12 protein-coding genes are annotated in these 15,093 nt (G+C 71.7%); 4 read left to right on the forward strand and 8 right to left on the reverse strand.

From position 1 onward, the window contains the following. Positions 1–488: 488 nt before the first annotated feature. Positions 489–1,754 (reverse strand): SWF or SNF family helicase, encoded by a 1,266-nt coding sequence (locus ACIQFZ_RS38960; protein ID WP_402693482.1) that lies wholly within the window; start codon positions 1,752–1,754, stop codon positions 489–491. Next, on the reverse strand, positions 1,751–4,633 hold the full coding sequence (locus ACIQFZ_RS38965) for an SNF2-related protein (protein ID WP_402693490.1): 2,883 nt from the start codon (positions 4,631–4,633) through the stop codon (positions 1,751–1,753). The genes ACIQFZ_RS38960 and ACIQFZ_RS38965 overlap by 4 nt, the downstream gene beginning before the upstream one ends. Before the next feature lie 285 nt (positions 4,634–4,918). Here ACIQFZ_RS38965 and ACIQFZ_RS38970 point away from each other — a divergent pair, with 285 nt between their 5' ends. Continuing rightward, positions 4,919–5,101: a hypothetical protein gene (locus tag ACIQFZ_RS38970; RefSeq protein WP_383063557.1), complete on the forward strand. Its 183-nt coding sequence runs from the start codon at positions 4,919–4,921 to the stop codon at positions 5,099–5,101. A gap of 4 nt (positions 5,102–5,105) precedes the next feature. Here the strand turns inward: ACIQFZ_RS38970 and ACIQFZ_RS38975 are convergent, their stop codons facing one another. The 4 genes from ACIQFZ_RS38975 to ACIQFZ_RS38990 all read right to left on the reverse strand — a co-directional run bounded on the left by ACIQFZ_RS38975 (position 5,106) and on the right by ACIQFZ_RS38990 (position 8,890). Further along, the gene (locus tag ACIQFZ_RS38975; RefSeq protein ID WP_402693483.1) at positions 5,106–6,500 is read right to left on the reverse strand and encodes a tannase/feruloyl esterase family alpha/beta hydrolase; all 1,395 of its coding nucleotides are present in this window, start codon (positions 6,498–6,500) and stop codon (positions 5,106–5,108) included. A 180-nt stretch (positions 6,501–6,680) separates the two neighbouring features. Further along, the gene (locus tag ACIQFZ_RS38980) at positions 6,681–7,565 is read right to left on the reverse strand and encodes a hypothetical protein (protein ID WP_376653733.1); all 885 of its coding nucleotides are present in this window, start codon (positions 7,563–7,565) and stop codon (positions 6,681–6,683) included. Between the two features lie 126 nt (positions 7,566–7,691). Beyond that, on the reverse strand, positions 7,692–8,291 hold the full coding sequence (locus tag ACIQFZ_RS38985; RefSeq protein WP_365429202.1) for a class I SAM-dependent methyltransferase: 600 nt from the start codon (positions 8,289–8,291) through the stop codon (positions 7,692–7,694). A gap of 170 nt (positions 8,292–8,461) precedes the next feature. Further along, positions 8,462–8,890, reverse strand: a complete 429-nt coding sequence (locus ACIQFZ_RS38990) for a PPOX class F420-dependent oxidoreductase (protein WP_365429205.1) — start codon at positions 8,888–8,890, stop codon at positions 8,462–8,464. Between the two features lie 94 nt (positions 8,891–8,984). Here ACIQFZ_RS38990 and ACIQFZ_RS38995 point away from each other — a divergent pair, with 94 nt between their 5' ends. Together ACIQFZ_RS38995 and ACIQFZ_RS39000 are read left to right on the forward strand one after the other, a co-directional pair. Further along, complete coding sequence (locus ACIQFZ_RS38995; RefSeq protein ID WP_361420142.1) at positions 8,985–9,398, forward strand: roadblock/LC7 domain-containing protein; 414 nt, start codon at positions 8,985–8,987, stop codon at positions 9,396–9,398. A gap of 127 nt (positions 9,399–9,525) precedes the next feature. Next, positions 9,526–10,536 (forward strand): DUF6397 family protein, encoded by a 1,011-nt coding sequence (locus ACIQFZ_RS39000; RefSeq protein ID WP_383059953.1) that lies wholly within the window; start codon positions 9,526–9,528, stop codon positions 10,534–10,536. Between the two features lie 87 nt (positions 10,537–10,623). Here ACIQFZ_RS39000 and ACIQFZ_RS39005 read toward each other — a convergent pair whose 3' ends face one another. Both ACIQFZ_RS39005 and ACIQFZ_RS39010 read right to left on the reverse strand, forming a co-directional pair. Further along, on the reverse strand, positions 10,624–11,490 hold the full coding sequence (locus tag ACIQFZ_RS39005) for an acyl-CoA thioesterase (RefSeq protein WP_402693484.1): 867 nt from the start codon (positions 11,488–11,490) through the stop codon (positions 10,624–10,626). 40 nt (positions 11,491–11,530) lie between these two features. Beyond that, positions 11,531–14,044 carry a DUF3516 domain-containing protein gene (locus ACIQFZ_RS39010; RefSeq protein WP_365426520.1) on the reverse strand — a complete coding sequence of 838 codons (2,514 nt, stop codon included), beginning with the start codon at positions 14,042–14,044 and terminating at the stop codon, positions 11,531–11,533. A gap of 145 nt (positions 14,045–14,189) precedes the next feature. Here ACIQFZ_RS39010 and ACIQFZ_RS39015 point away from each other — a divergent pair, with 145 nt between their 5' ends. Then, positions 14,190–14,984 carry a metal-dependent hydrolase gene (locus tag ACIQFZ_RS39015; protein ID WP_365426517.1) on the forward strand — a complete coding sequence of 265 codons (795 nt, stop codon included), beginning with the start codon at positions 14,190–14,192 and terminating at the stop codon, positions 14,982–14,984. The last annotated feature ends 109 nt before the right edge of the window (positions 14,985–15,093 follow it).

Consider the following 15,093-nt stretch of genomic DNA (forward strand, 5'->3'; position numbering starts at 1 on the left):
GTGACCACCGCGACCACGCGGACCGGGTAGGCGCATGGAACGTCGCACTCAGGGCCGGGCTGGCCCTTCCCGACGTGGCCTAGCCACCGACAGGAAAAGCCCCCCGGATTTATCGGGGGAGGAGTCACGGCATGGGTTCGTATCGACTTCCGCGCGGGGCCCGCGCGTTGTCCGGCCGACGGCGACGATGGGCGCCATGGCCATCCCGCCTCCTCACCGTGCTGGCCGCCGTCGGTGCGGTCGCCTTGGTGCTGGTGCTCGCTTCCTCGGGGAGCGGCTCACGGGACGAGCACCCGCCCCGACCCTCAGCCTCCCCACCGAGCTGCCGACCCGGCTCCCCGGCTCCCTGCCCTCCGGCTTCCCGAGTGGTCTGCCGAGCGAGATCCCCAGTGATCTCCAATCGCTGCTCCCGTGAGCGGACGGCGGCGTCCCGCCATCACGGCGACCGGACCAGGCGGGGCTGCCGTACGCAGATTCACCCTGCCCGGCTACTCCTCCCAGCTCTCGGTACGGGTCGTCACGGCCAGCGCCGTCGCCGGGTCCTGGGCGGGTGACCCGGCGGGCACCCAGTGGCCCTGCCGCTTCCGGTAGGGCCACCAGCGGCCGTCCCGTCCCAGGCGGAGCTGGCGGTCCTCCCCGTCGACGGTCCAGCGGTTGTTCTCGGCCCGCAGCGATGGCCTCTCGTCCTCCTCCCAGGCCGACTGCACAGCGACGCACGCGCGTGCGTGGTCGTCGCCGGCCGGCGCCCACTCCTCCTCCAGCACGGACAGGCCCGCAGCGCCTCCCAGTCGAAAGGCGAGCACGGCTCGTGCCAGCTCCTCCTTGCTGCGGCCCGAGCCTCCGGCCAGCCGGTCCAGCACGGCACTGTCGGTGGCGCCCGCGGCCAGGCGTACGGCGTCCTGGGCGACGGTCGGCTCCGGGATCGGCGAGTGCGCCGCCGTCCCGGCGTTCAGCGTCTCGCCGAGCCACTGGTGCGCCGCCGCCGCCGTCCGCGCGGTCAGGATCTCCAGCGCGGTGGGATCGACCCCCGGCGCCGGCGGGGCCCCGGTGTCCAGGGTGGGCGGCAGGCCCGGCTCCGCGGGCAGCTCCGGCAGGGGCGGCAGCTCAGGCAGCGCGTACCCCGCCGCGTACGCCTCCGCGGCGTCCACGCCGTCCGGCGCCGACGGCCCCGCGTCGTCCGTGGTGTCACGGCCTTGGAGGTCGGCTGACAGGAGTCGCTCAGCGCGGCCGCGCATCAGCAGCAGCACGAACGGATCCTGGTCCAGCAGCCGCGCCACCACGTGGCACAGTGCCGCGGTGTGCCCGCAGTGGTCCCAGGCGCCGCAGTCGCACTCGGGTTCCAGATCCCCGATCCCGGGCAGCAGTTCGATCCCCGCGGCCGCGGCGTCCTCGGCGAGGGACGGCGGCAGGTCCCGGTCGAGCAGCGCCGCCAGGTGCCCGGACCGTTCGACGACGACATCCAGGAACCGGTCCCACTCGCCGTCGGACAGTTCTTCCAGCAGCACGTCCGCGCGGTGCGCCGTACGATCGCGGTCGTGCACCACGGCCGTGATGCGGCCCGGGCGTACCGAGACCGCGCCCACCGCGCCGGCGCGGGCGAGTCTGCGGCCGGTCTTCACCTGCTTGCCGTCCAGGGCCGTGTCCTCGAGCGCCTTCAGCCAGGCCTGGCCCCACCACGTGCGGGCGAAACCCCGCCCCCGCGCGGGCGGCAGCGCGGGGAACGTACGCTCCTGGTCGGCACGGTGCTCCGTCATCGCGATCCTCCTCGCAGCTCCACCAGGTCGGCCAGCTCCGCGTCCGTCAGTTCGGTGAGCGCCCTCTCGCCCGTCCCCAGTACCGCGTCGGCCAGATCCCGCTTGCGGTGCAGCAGTTCGGCGATACGGTCCTCGATCGTTCCCTCGGCGATGAGCCGGTGCACCTGCACGGGCCGGTTCTGCCCGATGCGGTACGCCCGGTCGGTGGCCTGGGCCTCGACAGCGGGGTTCCACCAGCGGTCGTAGTGCACGACGTGCTCCGCGCGCGTGAGGTTGAGTCCGGTGCCCGCCGCCTTCAACGACAGCAGGAAAACGGGTACTTCGCCGGCCTGGAAGCGCCGGACCATGGCCTCCCGCTCGGCGACGGCTGTCCCGCCGTGCAGGAACTGCGACTGCACACCGCGTGCGGCCAGGTGCCGCTCGATCAGGCGTGCCATCCGCACGTACTGGGTGAACACCAGGACGCTCGCCCCCTCGGCGAGGATGGTGCCGAGCAGTTCGTCCAGTAGCTCCAGTTTCCCGGACCGGCCGGCGATCCTCGGCAGGTCCTCCTTGAGGAACTGCGCCGGATGGTTGCAGATCTGCTTCAGACCGGTCAGCAGCTTCACGATCAGCCCTCGGCGCGCCATGTCGTCGGCGCCGGAGATCGCCGCGAGTGTCTCGCGCACCAGGGCCTCGTACAGCCCCGTCTGTTCCACGGTGAGCGACACCGCGCGATCGGTCTCGGTCTTCGGCGGCAGTTCGGGCACGATCCCCGGGTCGGACTTGCGGCGCCGCAGCAGGAACGGGCCGACGAGCCGGGCGAGGCGCTCGGCGGCGGCCGGGTCCCGACCGCTCTCGATGGCCGCCGCGTAGCGGGTGCGGAAGGTGCCGAGCCGGCCCAGCAGTCCGGGCGTCGCCCAGTCGAGGATCGCCCACAGTTCGGACAGGTTGTTCTCGACGGGGGTGCCGGTGAGTGCCACGCGTGCGCGTGCGCCGATGGAGCGCAGCCGCCGGGCCGTCGCCGAGTAGGGGTTCTTCACGTGCTGGGCCTCGTCCGCCACGACCATGCCCCACGCCACCTCGGCCAGGCGCGGCGCGTCCAGGCGCATGGTGCCGTACGTGGTGAGGACGAACTCGCCGTCACCCAGGGCTTCCAGATCGCGCCGGGAGCCGTGGAAGCGCCGTATGGGCGTGCCGGGCGCGAACTTCTCGATCTCCCGCTGCCAGTTGCCCATCAGCGACGCGGGGCACACCACGAGGGTCGGTCCGGCGGACGCCGGGTCGCTCCGGCGGTGCAGATGCAGCGCGATCAGTGTGATCGTCTTGCCGAGCCCCATGTCGTCGGCCAGGCAGCAGCCCAGTCCCAGGGACGTCATCCGGACCAGCCAGTCGAGCCCGCGCAGCTGGTAGTCGCGCAGGCGGGCGGCGAGCGCGGCCGGCTGCCCGACCGGTTCCCCTGCCTCAGGGTCCGCCAGCCGGTCCCGCAGGGCTGCCAGCCATCCCGTGGGGCGGACCTCGACCTGGTGGCCGTCGACCTCCGCCGAGCCGGTCAGGGCGGCGCCCAGCGCTTCCACGGGGCTGATCTTCCGGTCCTGTCGGTCCCGGGCGCGGCGCAACTCGGCGGGGTCGACGAGGATCCACTGGTCGCGCAGCCGCACGAGGGGCCGGTTGGCCTCCGCCAGGCGGTCCAGCTCCTCGCGTGTGAGCCGTTGGCCGCCCAGTGCGAACCACCAGTCGAAGGCGAGCAGGGCGTCCGCGGACAGGGCTGTTCGGGGATCCGGCAGTGTGCTGCCGGTGCTGCCGGTGCTGCCGGAGCCGCCGTCCCCGTCCACAGGTCCGACCGTGAGACCGGAGACCAGTCCGCGGGCCGGCTGCGCGGGCCAGTGCACGTCCACCCCTGCGGCGGCCAGGGTCCGGGCGCCCTCGCCGAGGAGTTCGGCGACCTCCTCGGAGACGAGTTCGACGGTGTCCGGCGCGGATGCCGACAGCAGCGGCGTCAGCGCCGGCCACGAACGGGCCGCGCGGCGCAGGGCGAGCAGGACGTCCGTCCGCACCCCGGGACCGAACGCCTGGCCCGTGCGGCCCGAGCCGGCCCACACGTCGGCGGCGTCGGCGACCTGCGCGGGATCGTCGACGTCGTGCACCTGAAGCACCGCGCGGAACCGCGGCTCGGCGTCGTGCCGCCCGGCGGACTCGAGCCCAAGCACCTCCACGCGCAGCGAGATCCTTGCGCCCGCGTCGTGACCCGCGGCGACGTCGGCGGTCCACGCCCGCAGCTCCGGAACGTGCCGCGGTTCCCTGGTGGCGTAGGCGGGGCCGCCCGTGAGGAGGGGCGCGGCAGGGGAGCGGGGCAGTGTGTCGGCCACCGCGTCCAGGAAGCCGCGCAGCAGATGCTCGGGGTCGGGCAGCCGCGGCCGCTCGGTGCCGTCGAGGGGGACGGCGTGCGCCTCGGGCGGCATCGAGGCGGCCAGCGCCCGGACGTGCTCGGCGTCTCGGCCGCGCAGTGGTGCCGCGCGCCAGGCGTCGTGGTCGCCGGCGGACAGGCCGGGCAGCAGCAGGCCCCGTGCCACGAGGTGCAGGCCCAGGACGGACGCCGCGCCCCAGAACACGGTGGCCCGGTGCCCGTGTCCGGTGGCACGCGCGTGCGTGAGGATCGGCAGGGCCGTGCGCACGGGGAGCAGGACGGCGGGCACGGTCACCGCCTCCACGCCACCGCTGAGGGGGAGGACGACGGTCACCTCTTCGACGGGTTCCGGGACCACGGCCGGCGGAGTACGGCCGTCGGGGTGCCAGAAGGCGACCCGGCCCGCGCGGGCGGGGTCCGAGGGTACGAACACCGCACAGCAGCGGGCCAGTTCGGAGATCTCGGATGGTGATGCCGCGGGAGTTCTCTGCACAGCCAAGCTGATTCCTCAAATTTGACTACTTGGAGTTGGGTCGCCGAGGGTACAGCACAGCGGCGGCCTACCGGGAACAATTGGTGCGGTGGTGTGGGCCACCGGAAGGACGGGTGGTCCCAGGGCGCGGTGGACCGGGGTGCCGCGCGGGGCCGAGGAGAGCGGGCCCCGCACGACCAGTAGGGGTGCGCCTCAGGGACGTCTCAGGGTCGCGGTCCGGAACCGCTGGGAGCGCGGGCCCGTTCTCACGACAGAGAGCGGCAGTGGCCGCGAAGGAGGCGACAGATGTCGAAGAACGCGAAGATCGCCGCAGGAGGCGTGGCGGTCGGACTCATCCTGCTGATCTGGCTGCCCTGGTGGGCCGCCGTCCTGATAGTGCTCGGAGTCCCGGTCGCCGCGTACCTCGCCCTGGACCCCTCGCAGCGACGCCGGCTGCGCCGCGTCACCCGCAAGGAGCTCGGCCGCTGAAGCGCTACCGCGCCCGCGCGTTCCCGCCCAGGGCGCAGGAGTCGACCACATCGCCGCTCGCGGGCCTGCCGACGGTCCGGTCCGCGGGCGGTCGGACACCGCGCTCCACCCACGCCACCAGCGTGTCGAGCGCCGACCGGTAGCAGGGCAGGATCGGCCGCAGCCGGTCGGGATAGGTGTCGTACAGTCCGTCGACGTGCGTGCCGCCCTGGATGGTGTAGTACCGGTGCAGCCCGCCCCGTCCGCTCGCGTCGACCATGCGCGCGTACACGTCCGAGTCCGCCGCGCGGGGCAGCAGCGCGTCGAGATCGCCGTGCAGCGTGATCAGGGGTTTGCCGATCCGTCCGGTCAGGGCCACACGGGCCACGGCGCGGTGCACGGAGGCGGGACGGGCCGCGTAGTCGTACACCGCGTCCGAGGCGCAGGGCGCCAGGATCTGCTCCGGCGTGGTCCCGGCGGACGGTCCGGGACAGGCAGGGTCGTAGGCCGGGTCGAACGCGGCTCGGTAGGTCTTCTGCGTCACGCCCCAGTACGCCTGCCCGTGGTACGGCCACAGGAACTCCGAGCCCCGCGCGAAGCCGACCGCGTACAGGTCCGCGTCGCTTGCCGAGCCCAGGGTCCGGGCTACGGCCGTCGGCAGTGAGGTGAGCAGGTTCGGGCCCTCGGCCGTCCACAGCGCCCCTTCCCAGTCCACGCCGCCGTCGTACAGGTCCGGATGGTGCTCGAGCTGCCAGCGCGTGAGGTAGCCGCCGTTGGAGATGCCGGTCATGTACGTACGGCGTGGCGCGTGGCCGTAGCGCTGGGCGACCGCGCGCCTGGCCGCCCGCGTGAGCTGGGTGGTGCGTGCGTTCCACTCGGCGACCGCGTCCCCGGGACGGCTGCCGTCGCGGTAGAAGTCGGCTCCGCTGTTCCCCTTGTCGGTCGCGGCGTAGGCGAAGCCCTGCGCCAGCACCTGGTCCGAGATCGCCTTGTCCGTCGCGTACTGCTTACGTGTGCCGGGCGCCCCGGTGACCACGAGGCCGCCGTTCCAACGGTCCGGCAGCCTGATCACGAACTGGGCGTCGTGGTCCCAGCCGTGCGTGGTGTTGAAGTGGGAGGAGTCCGGGAAATAGCCGTCGATCTGCGTCCCGGGCACCCCGGACGGTGTGCGCGTCGCCCGGGCCGTGAGCCCCGCCTGGTCGTTCGGATCGGTGTACGGGGTACCGGTCAGCCCGGTGGTGGTCAGATCGGGCAGACAGGCGGCCTGCTGGAAGGCCGCGCCCGGCACCCGCACGCGCTCCTGGTGCGCACAATGCCCGCCGGTGCCGGTGCTGGAGGCAGCCGTGGCGGGAACGGACGATGTGACGGCCGCCGCCATCAGAGCGGCGGCGACGAGCGGAAATCCTCGGGACAGACGCATGACGGCCTCCAGCGGCACGACGGGTCGGCGGGTACAGCGCGGGCGTATGGAGCGCCCAGGGCTGCCCCATCGTGCGGACCGGTCACCCCGTCATCCATGGGTCGGCACCACATGGAGCCGGGGCTCGTCATGGAGAGGCAAGACATGTGCCGGGAGGCTGCTCCCTCTGAGCACCGGACCTCAGAGGGGGCGTACCGCCAGCTTGTCGAGGGCTTCCAGCAGGCCCGGAAGCTCCGGCCCCCGGCCGACGGGCAGGACCTCACCGGGCTCGTCGTCGAGGAGCACGAAGGCGATGTCGTCGGTGCGGGCCACCATCGACCAGCCGGGACCGTCGGCCCGCAGGGTGCGCGCGTCGCCCGGCGCGAAGGACGACCGGACCCGGCCCAGCGGTGGAGGCGCGTCCACGTACGCGCGTGCCTGCGCCAGAACGCTGCGGATGCCGCTGTGGCTCGGGGAAGCCTTGCCACCCGTCCCGTTCTGCGGTTCGCCGCTCCCGTCGGCCGACGCGCTCGACGGACCTTCATCGTTCCCGGTCAGGGACCCGGCCCGGTCTGCGGGAGCGACGAACTCCGCGTCGTCGATCTGCTCGCGCCACACTGCCCACTGCAGTGCGATCTCGTCGGCGCCCAGACGGCGCTGGGCCGGTCCCCAGACGCTCGTGTCGGGCGGGGCCAGCGCGGGCCCGCCCGAAGACTCCGGGTCCGGGTCGTGCGGTGCGGGCACGCCCGGAGCCGCCACGGCGAGGGCCAGGGGCCACCCCGGCAGGGCGGCGACGACGCTGCGCTCGTCGGGCGACAGGTCGTACTCCATGCCGCAGTCCCAGGACGCGATGGCCACGGCGACCAGCGACACGTCGTCGACGACGACCGTCCACCGCGCCCCGTCACCGTCCTGACCGAGCACCAGACCGTACCCGTCGGCGAGCGGTGCGAGGCCGAGCGCCGCGCAGGCCTCCGGGTAGTCGTCGCCCAGAACGCTCGGAAACTGTGCGGGCGTCAGCAGTACCGCCGTGAGCACATAGAGAGCGTCGTCCGCGGCGGCGACCTCCTCGTCCGTCTCGGCCATCTCAGCCTCCCCATCGGTTCGTCCAACGGCGCGCACCCTAGTGCCAGTGGAAGGCCGTTGTCACGACTCCCGTGCACAGCCGGACCTGCGGTTCTCCACCGTGGGGCCCGTACGGCCGGTCGGGGATCAGTCCTCGCGTACGGCCAGCGCCAGGAAGCGGGCGTCCTCGTCCACGTAGGAGGTCATGCGCCATCCCGAACGGGAGAGCAGGGGCCGGAGGTTGGGTTCCGCGCGCAGGTCGTCCGGCGTGATCTGCCGACCCTGGCGCGCGGCGAGCGCCGCACGGCCGATCGGATGGAACAGCGCCAGGGTGCCACCGGGACGTACGACGCGCCGCAACTCGCGCAGGTTCTCCGAGGGATGAGGCAGGTGCGCGATGAGGCCGGCGGCGAAAACGGCGTCGAACGACCCTGACACGAGTGGCAGCGCGCCGACATCGGCGAGCAGCAGCAGCCCCTCCCGGTCCCGTCCGGCCCGTACGGCGGCTTCCAGCATGGCCCACGTGAGATCGGCGCCCACGACGATGCCCGGCGCCCCCACTGCGGCACGCAGTGGGGGCAGGGCGCGCCCGGTGCCGCATCCCGCGTCGAGGACTCGGTCGCCCTCGCGCAGCCCGAGTTCGGCGACCGCGGCCGCGTAGGCGGGTCCGTCGTCCGGGAACCGGCTGTCCCAATCGGCGGCGCGGGCGGTGAAGAACTCCTGGACGTGTGTGTGGTCGTCGCTCATGTTCCGCATGATCCCTCACTGGGGCCGACGGGCGCCCGGGAAGCGGATGCTCGTCCGGCGCGTGGAGTGTGCCGGGTGGATCGCCTGCGCACCACCCGGCTCCGCGACTTTGCGGGCTGCACGGAACCGGCCGCGTACGGCCGGACGGGCGGGAGCCCGCCGGTGGTGGGTCAGTCCGCGACATCCTTCACTGCCAACACCTTGTCGATCCTGACCCGGACCAGGAGTTCGCCCGGTACGCCGTTGCGTGCTCCGAACTCCTCGCCGCGCTCCTCGCCCATGTATCGGCCGCCGATGCGGGTGGCCCACTGCCGGAGCTCGTCGAGGTCCTCCGACAGCCGGGCGCGGCCCTGCAGCACCACGAACGTGAACGGCGGCCGTTCGTCGTCCACGCACAGGGCCACCCGGTCGTCTCGGGCCAGATTGCGTCCTTTCACGGTCTCCTTCCCGGTGTTGAACACCACGTCGTCGCCGTCGAGAAGGAACCAGATCGGCGCGACATGAGGGCTCCCGTCGGCCCGTACGGTCGACAGTTTTCCGGTGCGGGTGCCGTACGAGACGAACGCCCGCCATTCCTCGTCGGTCATCTTGTCTGCCATGGGCCCATCCTCCTTGCCGGGACAGCGGCGGTGGGGAAGGCTGGCGGCAGATCCTCCGGTCAGGGGGGAAGAGATCACACGGGGAGACCGCATCATGGCGCAGAACCAGACACTGAGCTGGCTGCTCGACGATCTGACCCAACGCGTGGAACACGTACGCCACGCCTTAGTCCTCTCCACCGATGGGCTGGTGACGGGGACGAGCACGGGACTGCGACGCGAGGACGCGGAACATCTCGCGGCCGTCTCGTCCGGTCTGCACAGCCTGGCCAAGGGCTCGGGACGCCATTTCGGCGCGGGCGGGGTGCGCCAGACGATGGTCGAGTTCGACGACGCGGTGCTGTTCGTCACGGCCGCAGGCGCGGGCAGTTGCCTGTGCGTCCTCAGCGGAGCGGAGGCCGACATCGGGCAGATCGCCTACGAGATGACTCTTCTCGTCAACCGGGTCGGCGAGCATCTCGACGTGGACGCCCGCCGGCCTGAAGGGACATCGTCGACAGACCTCTGACCTGCATCTTTCATCATCCTTTGCGGAGTTGTCCACAGGCCCGCGCCGCCGATTCCCCTCACCGGCTACCGTTTTTCGCAGGTGAGCGCAAACGGCGCGATCCCGACACTCCACGGGGGAGACGAGTATGTCCGGCAACACCGCCACACACGAGGTCACGCCAACCGCCCGGACGGCCGCCACCAGGGGCCGAGCGCCCTTCTCGCAGAGCCGGGCGGCCCGCGAACTGGGGTTCAAACGCAGCGAGTTCGACCTGGCCGTGCACCTCGGCCACATCCGCACCCGTCCCGCTGAGGCAGGAGGCGGCCGGCAGGTCGACCGCGCCGAGGTCGAGCTGCTGCGCGGGCAGGAGGGCTTCCCGGACGCGCTGCGGCAGCGGGTGGCGACCGTGAACACCAGGGAGGGCTCGGCGATCATGGAGGTGACCGCCGCCCGGTTCACCCGTCTTGCCAGACTGGGCCTCCTGGTTCCGGTCGCGTTCCATCTCAACCGCTACAGGGCCGTGGTCTGGCGGTATCTGGCCGACGAACTAAGGGAGTTCGCCGCCGACGCGAAGAATGCCTCGCTACTGAACCGGCCCCTGCCGGAGACACTGCGGGGCCAACTGGACACCGGCCTGGACCTGCGCCCCCGCAACTGGCGCGGACGGCACCTCGGCTTCCTGCTGAGTCAGGCCGGGGACCCATGGGAGCGGGCGGGCGTCATGGCCTCGCTGCTCGACCCGGTCCAGATCTCCGAGATCATCACGGATCCCTACGAGCGCTCCCATCTGAGCCGTTTCCGGCCGCCGTCACCCGCCCATGGCGCACCTGGATCGCCGGCCGTCCACCTCACCGAGCGGATCACGACGGCGCAGGACCCCGACGAGGTCGACCTGCTCCGCGCGGACCTGGCACGGGCGGTGCGGGAGGCGCGAACCCACCGGCCCGCGCCCCGCCCGGCCTCGCGGCACCCTGACCCGCACCCGGGCCCGGACCCACACCGGCACCCGGACTCACACCCGCACTCGGCACGGCACCGGCGTCCGCCCGCGCCCAGGCACCGCGATCGACCCCGGCCGTCCGAGAACCTCCGGCCGTCCGAGTACCCCCGGCGGTCACGCGGCCTGCTGGGCAGGCTCTTCCGCAGAGCCACCTGAGCCACACACGCCAGTCCCGGACTGGACCGGAGCGCCCGACGGATCACCGCGGAGAGCCCGACGGACCATGGCGGAGAGAGTGTCCGCCTACACCGCGCGGAACAGCCCTTCCTGCACGACCGACACGAGCAGGCGCCCCTGAAGGTCGTAGATGCGCCCGCGGGCCAGACCACGGCCGCCCGTCGCGATCGGCGACTCCTGGTCGTACAGGAACCACTCGTCCGCACGGAACGGCCGGTGGAACCACATGGCGTGGTCCAGCGACGCCATGTCGAAGCCCCGCGGCCCCCACAGCGGCTCGACCGGGATGCGCACCGCGTCGAGCAAGGTCATGTCACTGGCGTAGGTCAGCGCGCAGGTGTGCACGAGCGGGTCGTCACCGAGCGGCCCCACCGCGCGCATCCACACGGCACTGCGCGGTTCGGCTTCCTTGACATTCTCGGCGGTCCAACGCAGCCGGTCCACATACCGGATGTCGAACGGCTGGCGCCGTGCCATGCGCTCCAACTGCTCCGGCAGGGTTCCCAGATGCTCCCGGATCTCGTCCGCGACCGTCGGCAGGGACTCCGGCTCCGGGATCTCGCGAGCCGGCGGCAGCTGGTGCTCGAAGCTCCCTTGTTCAGGCTTGTGGAAGGAGGCGGTCAGATTGAAGATCGTCCGGCCCTGCTGCACCGCGGTGACCCGGCGGGTGGTGAAGGACCGCCCATCCCGTACCCGCTCCACCTGGTACACGATCGGCACCCCCGGCCGGCCCGGGCGCAGGAAGTACGCGTGCAGCGAATGGACCGGGCGCTCGCCGTCCGTGGTGCGTCCGGCGGCGACCAGCGCCTGGCCGGCCACCTGGCCGCCGAAGACCCTCTGGAGGGACTCCTGCGGACTGCGGCCGCGGAAGATGTTGACTTCTATCTGCTCCAGGTCGAGCAGGTCGACGAGCCTTTCGGCCGGGTTCGTCATGGGTGGAAGACTCCTGGGTTCAGAACGGGTCGACGTCGGCTCACAGCTGACCGACGTCGGTCACACGGACGACCGCGCGGCCCTCGGCGTCGGATGCGGTGAGATCGACTTCGGCGCTGATCCCCCAGTCGTGGTCACCCGCGGGGTCGTCGAAGATCTGCCGCACGCGCCACAGCCCGTTCTGCGGCTCCTCCTTGAGCACCAGCAGCTTGGGACCGCGGGCGTCGGGTCCGGTACCGAGGTCGTCGTGCTCGTCCCAGTACTTGTCCATCGCCTCGCCCCAGGCATCGGCGTCCCACCCGGAATCGGCATCCATTTCGCCCAGCTCCCCGACCTGGTCGAGGGCGGCGAGTTCGACGCGGCGGAACATGGCGTTGCGGACCAGGACGCGGAACGCGCGCGCGTTGGAGGTGACCGGCTTGACCTGGTCGGCCTTCTCCTGGGCCTCCTCGGCGGTCATCTCCGACGGGTTGGCCAGCTGTTCCCACTCGTCCAGCAGGCTGGAGTCGACCTGGCGCACCATCTCGCCGAGCCAGGCGATCAGGTCCTGAAGGTCCTCGGACTTCAGGTCGTCCGGAACGGTGTGCTCCAGGGCCTTGTACGCGCTGGCCAGGTAGCGCAGCACAATGCCCTCGGTGCGGGCCAGCTCGTAGTGGGACACCAACTCCGTGAACGACATGGCTCGTTCGTACATGTCGCGGATCACGGACTTCGGCGACAGCGGATGGTCGCCCACCCAGGGGTGGCTCTTGCGGTAGGTGTTGTACGCGTGGAAGAGCAGCTCTTCCAGCGGCTTGGGGTACGTGACCTCCTGGAGGCGCTCCATGCGCTCCTCGTACTCGACGCCGTCCGCCTTCATCGCGGCCACGGCCTCGCCACGCGCCTTGTTCTGCTGGGCGGCGAGGATCTGCCGCGGGTCGTCCAGCGTGGACTCCACGACGGACACCATGTCCAGGGCGTAGGACGGCGACTCGGGGTCCAGCAGCTCGAACGCGGCCAGCGCGAAGGTGGACAGCGGCTGGTTGAGCGCGAAGTCCTGCTGGAGATCGACCGTGAGCCGGACGATACGGCCCTCGGCGTCCGGCCGGTCGAGCTTCTCCACGATGCCGCCGTCCAGCAGCGAGCGGTAGATGGCGATCGCCCGCCGGATGTGCCTCAGCTGCTGCTTGCGCGGCTCGTGGTTGTCCTCCAGCAGGCGCCGCATCGCCTCGAAGGCGTTGCCGGGCCGTGCGATCACCGACAGCAGCATTGTGTGCGTCACGCGGAAGCGGGAGGTCAGCGGCTCCGGCTCGGAGGCGATGAGCTTGTCGAAGGTGTTGTCCGTCCAGCCGACGAAGCCGTCCGGTGCCTTCTTGCGGACGACCTTGCGGCGCTTCTTCGGGTCGTCGCCCGCTTTGGCGAGGGCCTTCTCGTTCTCGATGACGTGCTCGGGGGCCTGCGCGGCGACGAAGCCCTCGGTGTCGAAGCCCGCGCGGCCGGCCCGGCCGGCGATCTGGTGGAACTCACGGGCGCGCAGCGTGCGTACGCGGCTGCCGTCGTACTTGGTCAACGCGGTGAACAACACCGTACGGATCGGCACGTTGACACCCACGCCGAGCGTGTCCGTACCGCAGATCACCTTCAGCAGACCGGCCTGCGCCAGCTTCTCCACCAAGCGCCGGTACTTGGGCAGCATGCCGGCGTGGTGGACGCCGATGCCGTGCCGGACGTAGCGGGAGAGGTTGCGGCCGAACCTGGTGGTGAAGCGGAAGTTGCCGATCAGCTCGGCGATCTGATCCTTCTCCTCCCGCGAGCACATGTTGATGCTCATCAGCGCCTGCGCCCGCTCCACGGCCTGGGCCTGGGTGAAGTGGACGATGTACACCGGCGCCTGGCGCGTCTGCAGCAGGTCGGTGAGCGTCTCGGTGAGCGGTGTGCGCCGGTACTCGTAGGACAGGGGAACCGGGCGGGTCGCCGAACGGACCACCGCGGTGGGGCGCCCGGTGCGACGGGTGAGGTCCTTCTCGAAGAAGGAGACGTCGCCGAGCGTGGCCGACATCAGGACGAACTGCGCCTGCGGAAGTTCCAGCAGCGGAATCTGCCAGGCCCAGCCCCGGTCGGCCTCCGCGTAGAAGTGGAACTCGTCCATGACGACCTGGCCGACGTCGGCGTCCTTGCCGTCGCGCAGCGCGATCGACGCGAGGACCTCAGCCGTGCAGCAGATGACGGGCGCGTCGGCGTTCACGGAGGCGTCGCCGGTGAGCATACCGACGTTCTCGGTGCCGAACATCTTGCACAGCTCGAAGAACTTCTCCGACACCAGCGCTTTGATCGGCGCCGTGTAGAAGGTGACCTCGTCCCTGGCCAGCGCGGCGAAGTGAGCGCCGGCGGCGATCATGCTCTTGCCGGACCCGGTGGGCGTCGACACGATCACGTTGGCTCCGGAGACCGCCTCGATCAGTGCCTCCTCCTGGTGGGGATAGAGCGTGAGACCGCGCTCCTGCGCCCAGGATTCGAAGGCCTCGTACAGGGCGTCGGGGTCGGCGGTCGGCGGGAGCTGATCGATGAGGGTCACGCCCCCATCTTGCCTGGCGCCCCGGCCGAGACGGGAATCGGATGCCGGACCGAAGATCACGACCGCTACGCTGTGTCGCCGACAGGACATCGGCACACCGGGTCAACTGGACAGCGGCGTAAGAGGAATGGGGCGGGCAACGGCCATGATGGGACCAGCACACTCACTGTCGGGCGCGGCAGCCTGGCTCGGCGTCGGAGCCGCGGTCGCCGCGGCCGGGCACCCGATGCCCTGGCCGGTCCTGCTGGTCGGTGCGCTGATCTGCGCCGGGGCGGCGCTCGCCCCGGACCTGGACCACAAGGCCGCCACCATCTCGAGAGCCTTCGGACCGGTCTCGCACGCGCTGTGCGAGATCGTCGACAAGCTGTCCTACACCGTCTACAAGGCGACGCGGAAGCAGGGCGACCCGCGTCGTTCCGGCGGGCACCGGACGCTGACGCACACCTGGCTGTGGGCGGTGCTGATCGGGGCGGGCACCTCCGCGCTGGCGATCACCGGGGGCCGCTGGGCGGTGCTGGCCATTCTCTTCGTGCACATGGTGCTGGCCATCGAGGGCCTGCTGTGGCGGGCGGCCCGCGGCTCCAGCAGCGCGGTCCTGGTCTGGCTGCTGGCCGCGACCAGCGCCTGGATCCTGGCGGACATCCTCGACCAGCCCGGCAACGGATCGGACTGGCTGTTCACCGCTTCGGGCCAGGAGTACCTGTGGCTGGGCCTGCCGATCGTGCTGGGCGCGCTGATGCACGACATCGGCGACGCGCTGACCGTCTCCGGGTGCCCCATCCTGTGGCCGATACCACTGGGCCGCAAGCGCTGGTACCCCATCGGTCCGCCGAAGGCGATGCGGTTCCGGGCGGGCAGCTGGGTCGAGCTCAAGGTGCTGATGCCGGCGTTCATGGTGCTCGGCGGAGTGGGCTGCGCGGTCGCACTGAACTTCATCTGAGGGACGCGCTCGGCAGCGCTCACGCTCCACAGCACCCGGCGGCCCTGCCCGGACCCCTGTCCGGCCTGTCACGCGGGCCCCGCCCGGCTTCCGGCCGGACAGGCCGTTC

Origin of the sequence: Streptomyces sp. NPDC093064, assembly GCF_044754605.1 — a bacterium.
GTDB lineage: Bacteria > Actinomycetota > Actinomycetes > Streptomycetales > Streptomycetaceae > Streptomyces.

Coding starts and splice junctions, on each gene's coding strand:
- ACIQFZ_RS38960 (WP_402693482.1), bottom strand. CDS start 1,754: ATGACGGAGCACCGTGCCGACCAGGAGCGTACGTTCCCCGCGCTGCCG.
- ACIQFZ_RS38970 (WP_383063557.1), top strand. CDS start 4,919: ATGTCGAAGAACGCGAAGATCGCCGCAGGAGGCGTGGCGGTCGGACTC.
- ACIQFZ_RS38975 (WP_402693483.1), bottom strand. CDS start 6,500: ATGCGTCTGTCCCGAGGATTTCCGCTCGTCGCCGCCGCTCTGATGGCG.
- ACIQFZ_RS38980 (WP_376653733.1), bottom strand. CDS start 7,565: ATGGCCGAGACGGACGAGGAGGTCGCCGCCGCGGACGACGCTCTCTAT.
- ACIQFZ_RS38985 (WP_365429202.1), bottom strand. CDS start 8,291: ATGAGCGACGACCACACACACGTCCAGGAGTTCTTCACCGCCCGCGCC.
- ACIQFZ_RS38990 (WP_365429205.1), bottom strand. CDS start 8,890: ATGGCAGACAAGATGACCGACGAGGAATGGCGGGCGTTCGTCTCGTAC.
- ACIQFZ_RS38995 (WP_361420142.1), top strand. CDS start 8,985: ATGGCGCAGAACCAGACACTGAGCTGGCTGCTCGACGATCTGACCCAA.
- ACIQFZ_RS39000 (WP_383059953.1), top strand. CDS start 9,526: ATGTCCGGCAACACCGCCACACACGAGGTCACGCCAACCGCCCGGACG.
- ACIQFZ_RS39005 (WP_402693484.1), bottom strand. CDS start 11,490: ATGACGAACCCGGCCGAAAGGCTCGTCGACCTGCTCGACCTGGAGCAG.
- ACIQFZ_RS39015 (WP_365426517.1), top strand. CDS start 14,190: ATGATGGGACCAGCACACTCACTGTCGGGCGCGGCAGCCTGGCTCGGC.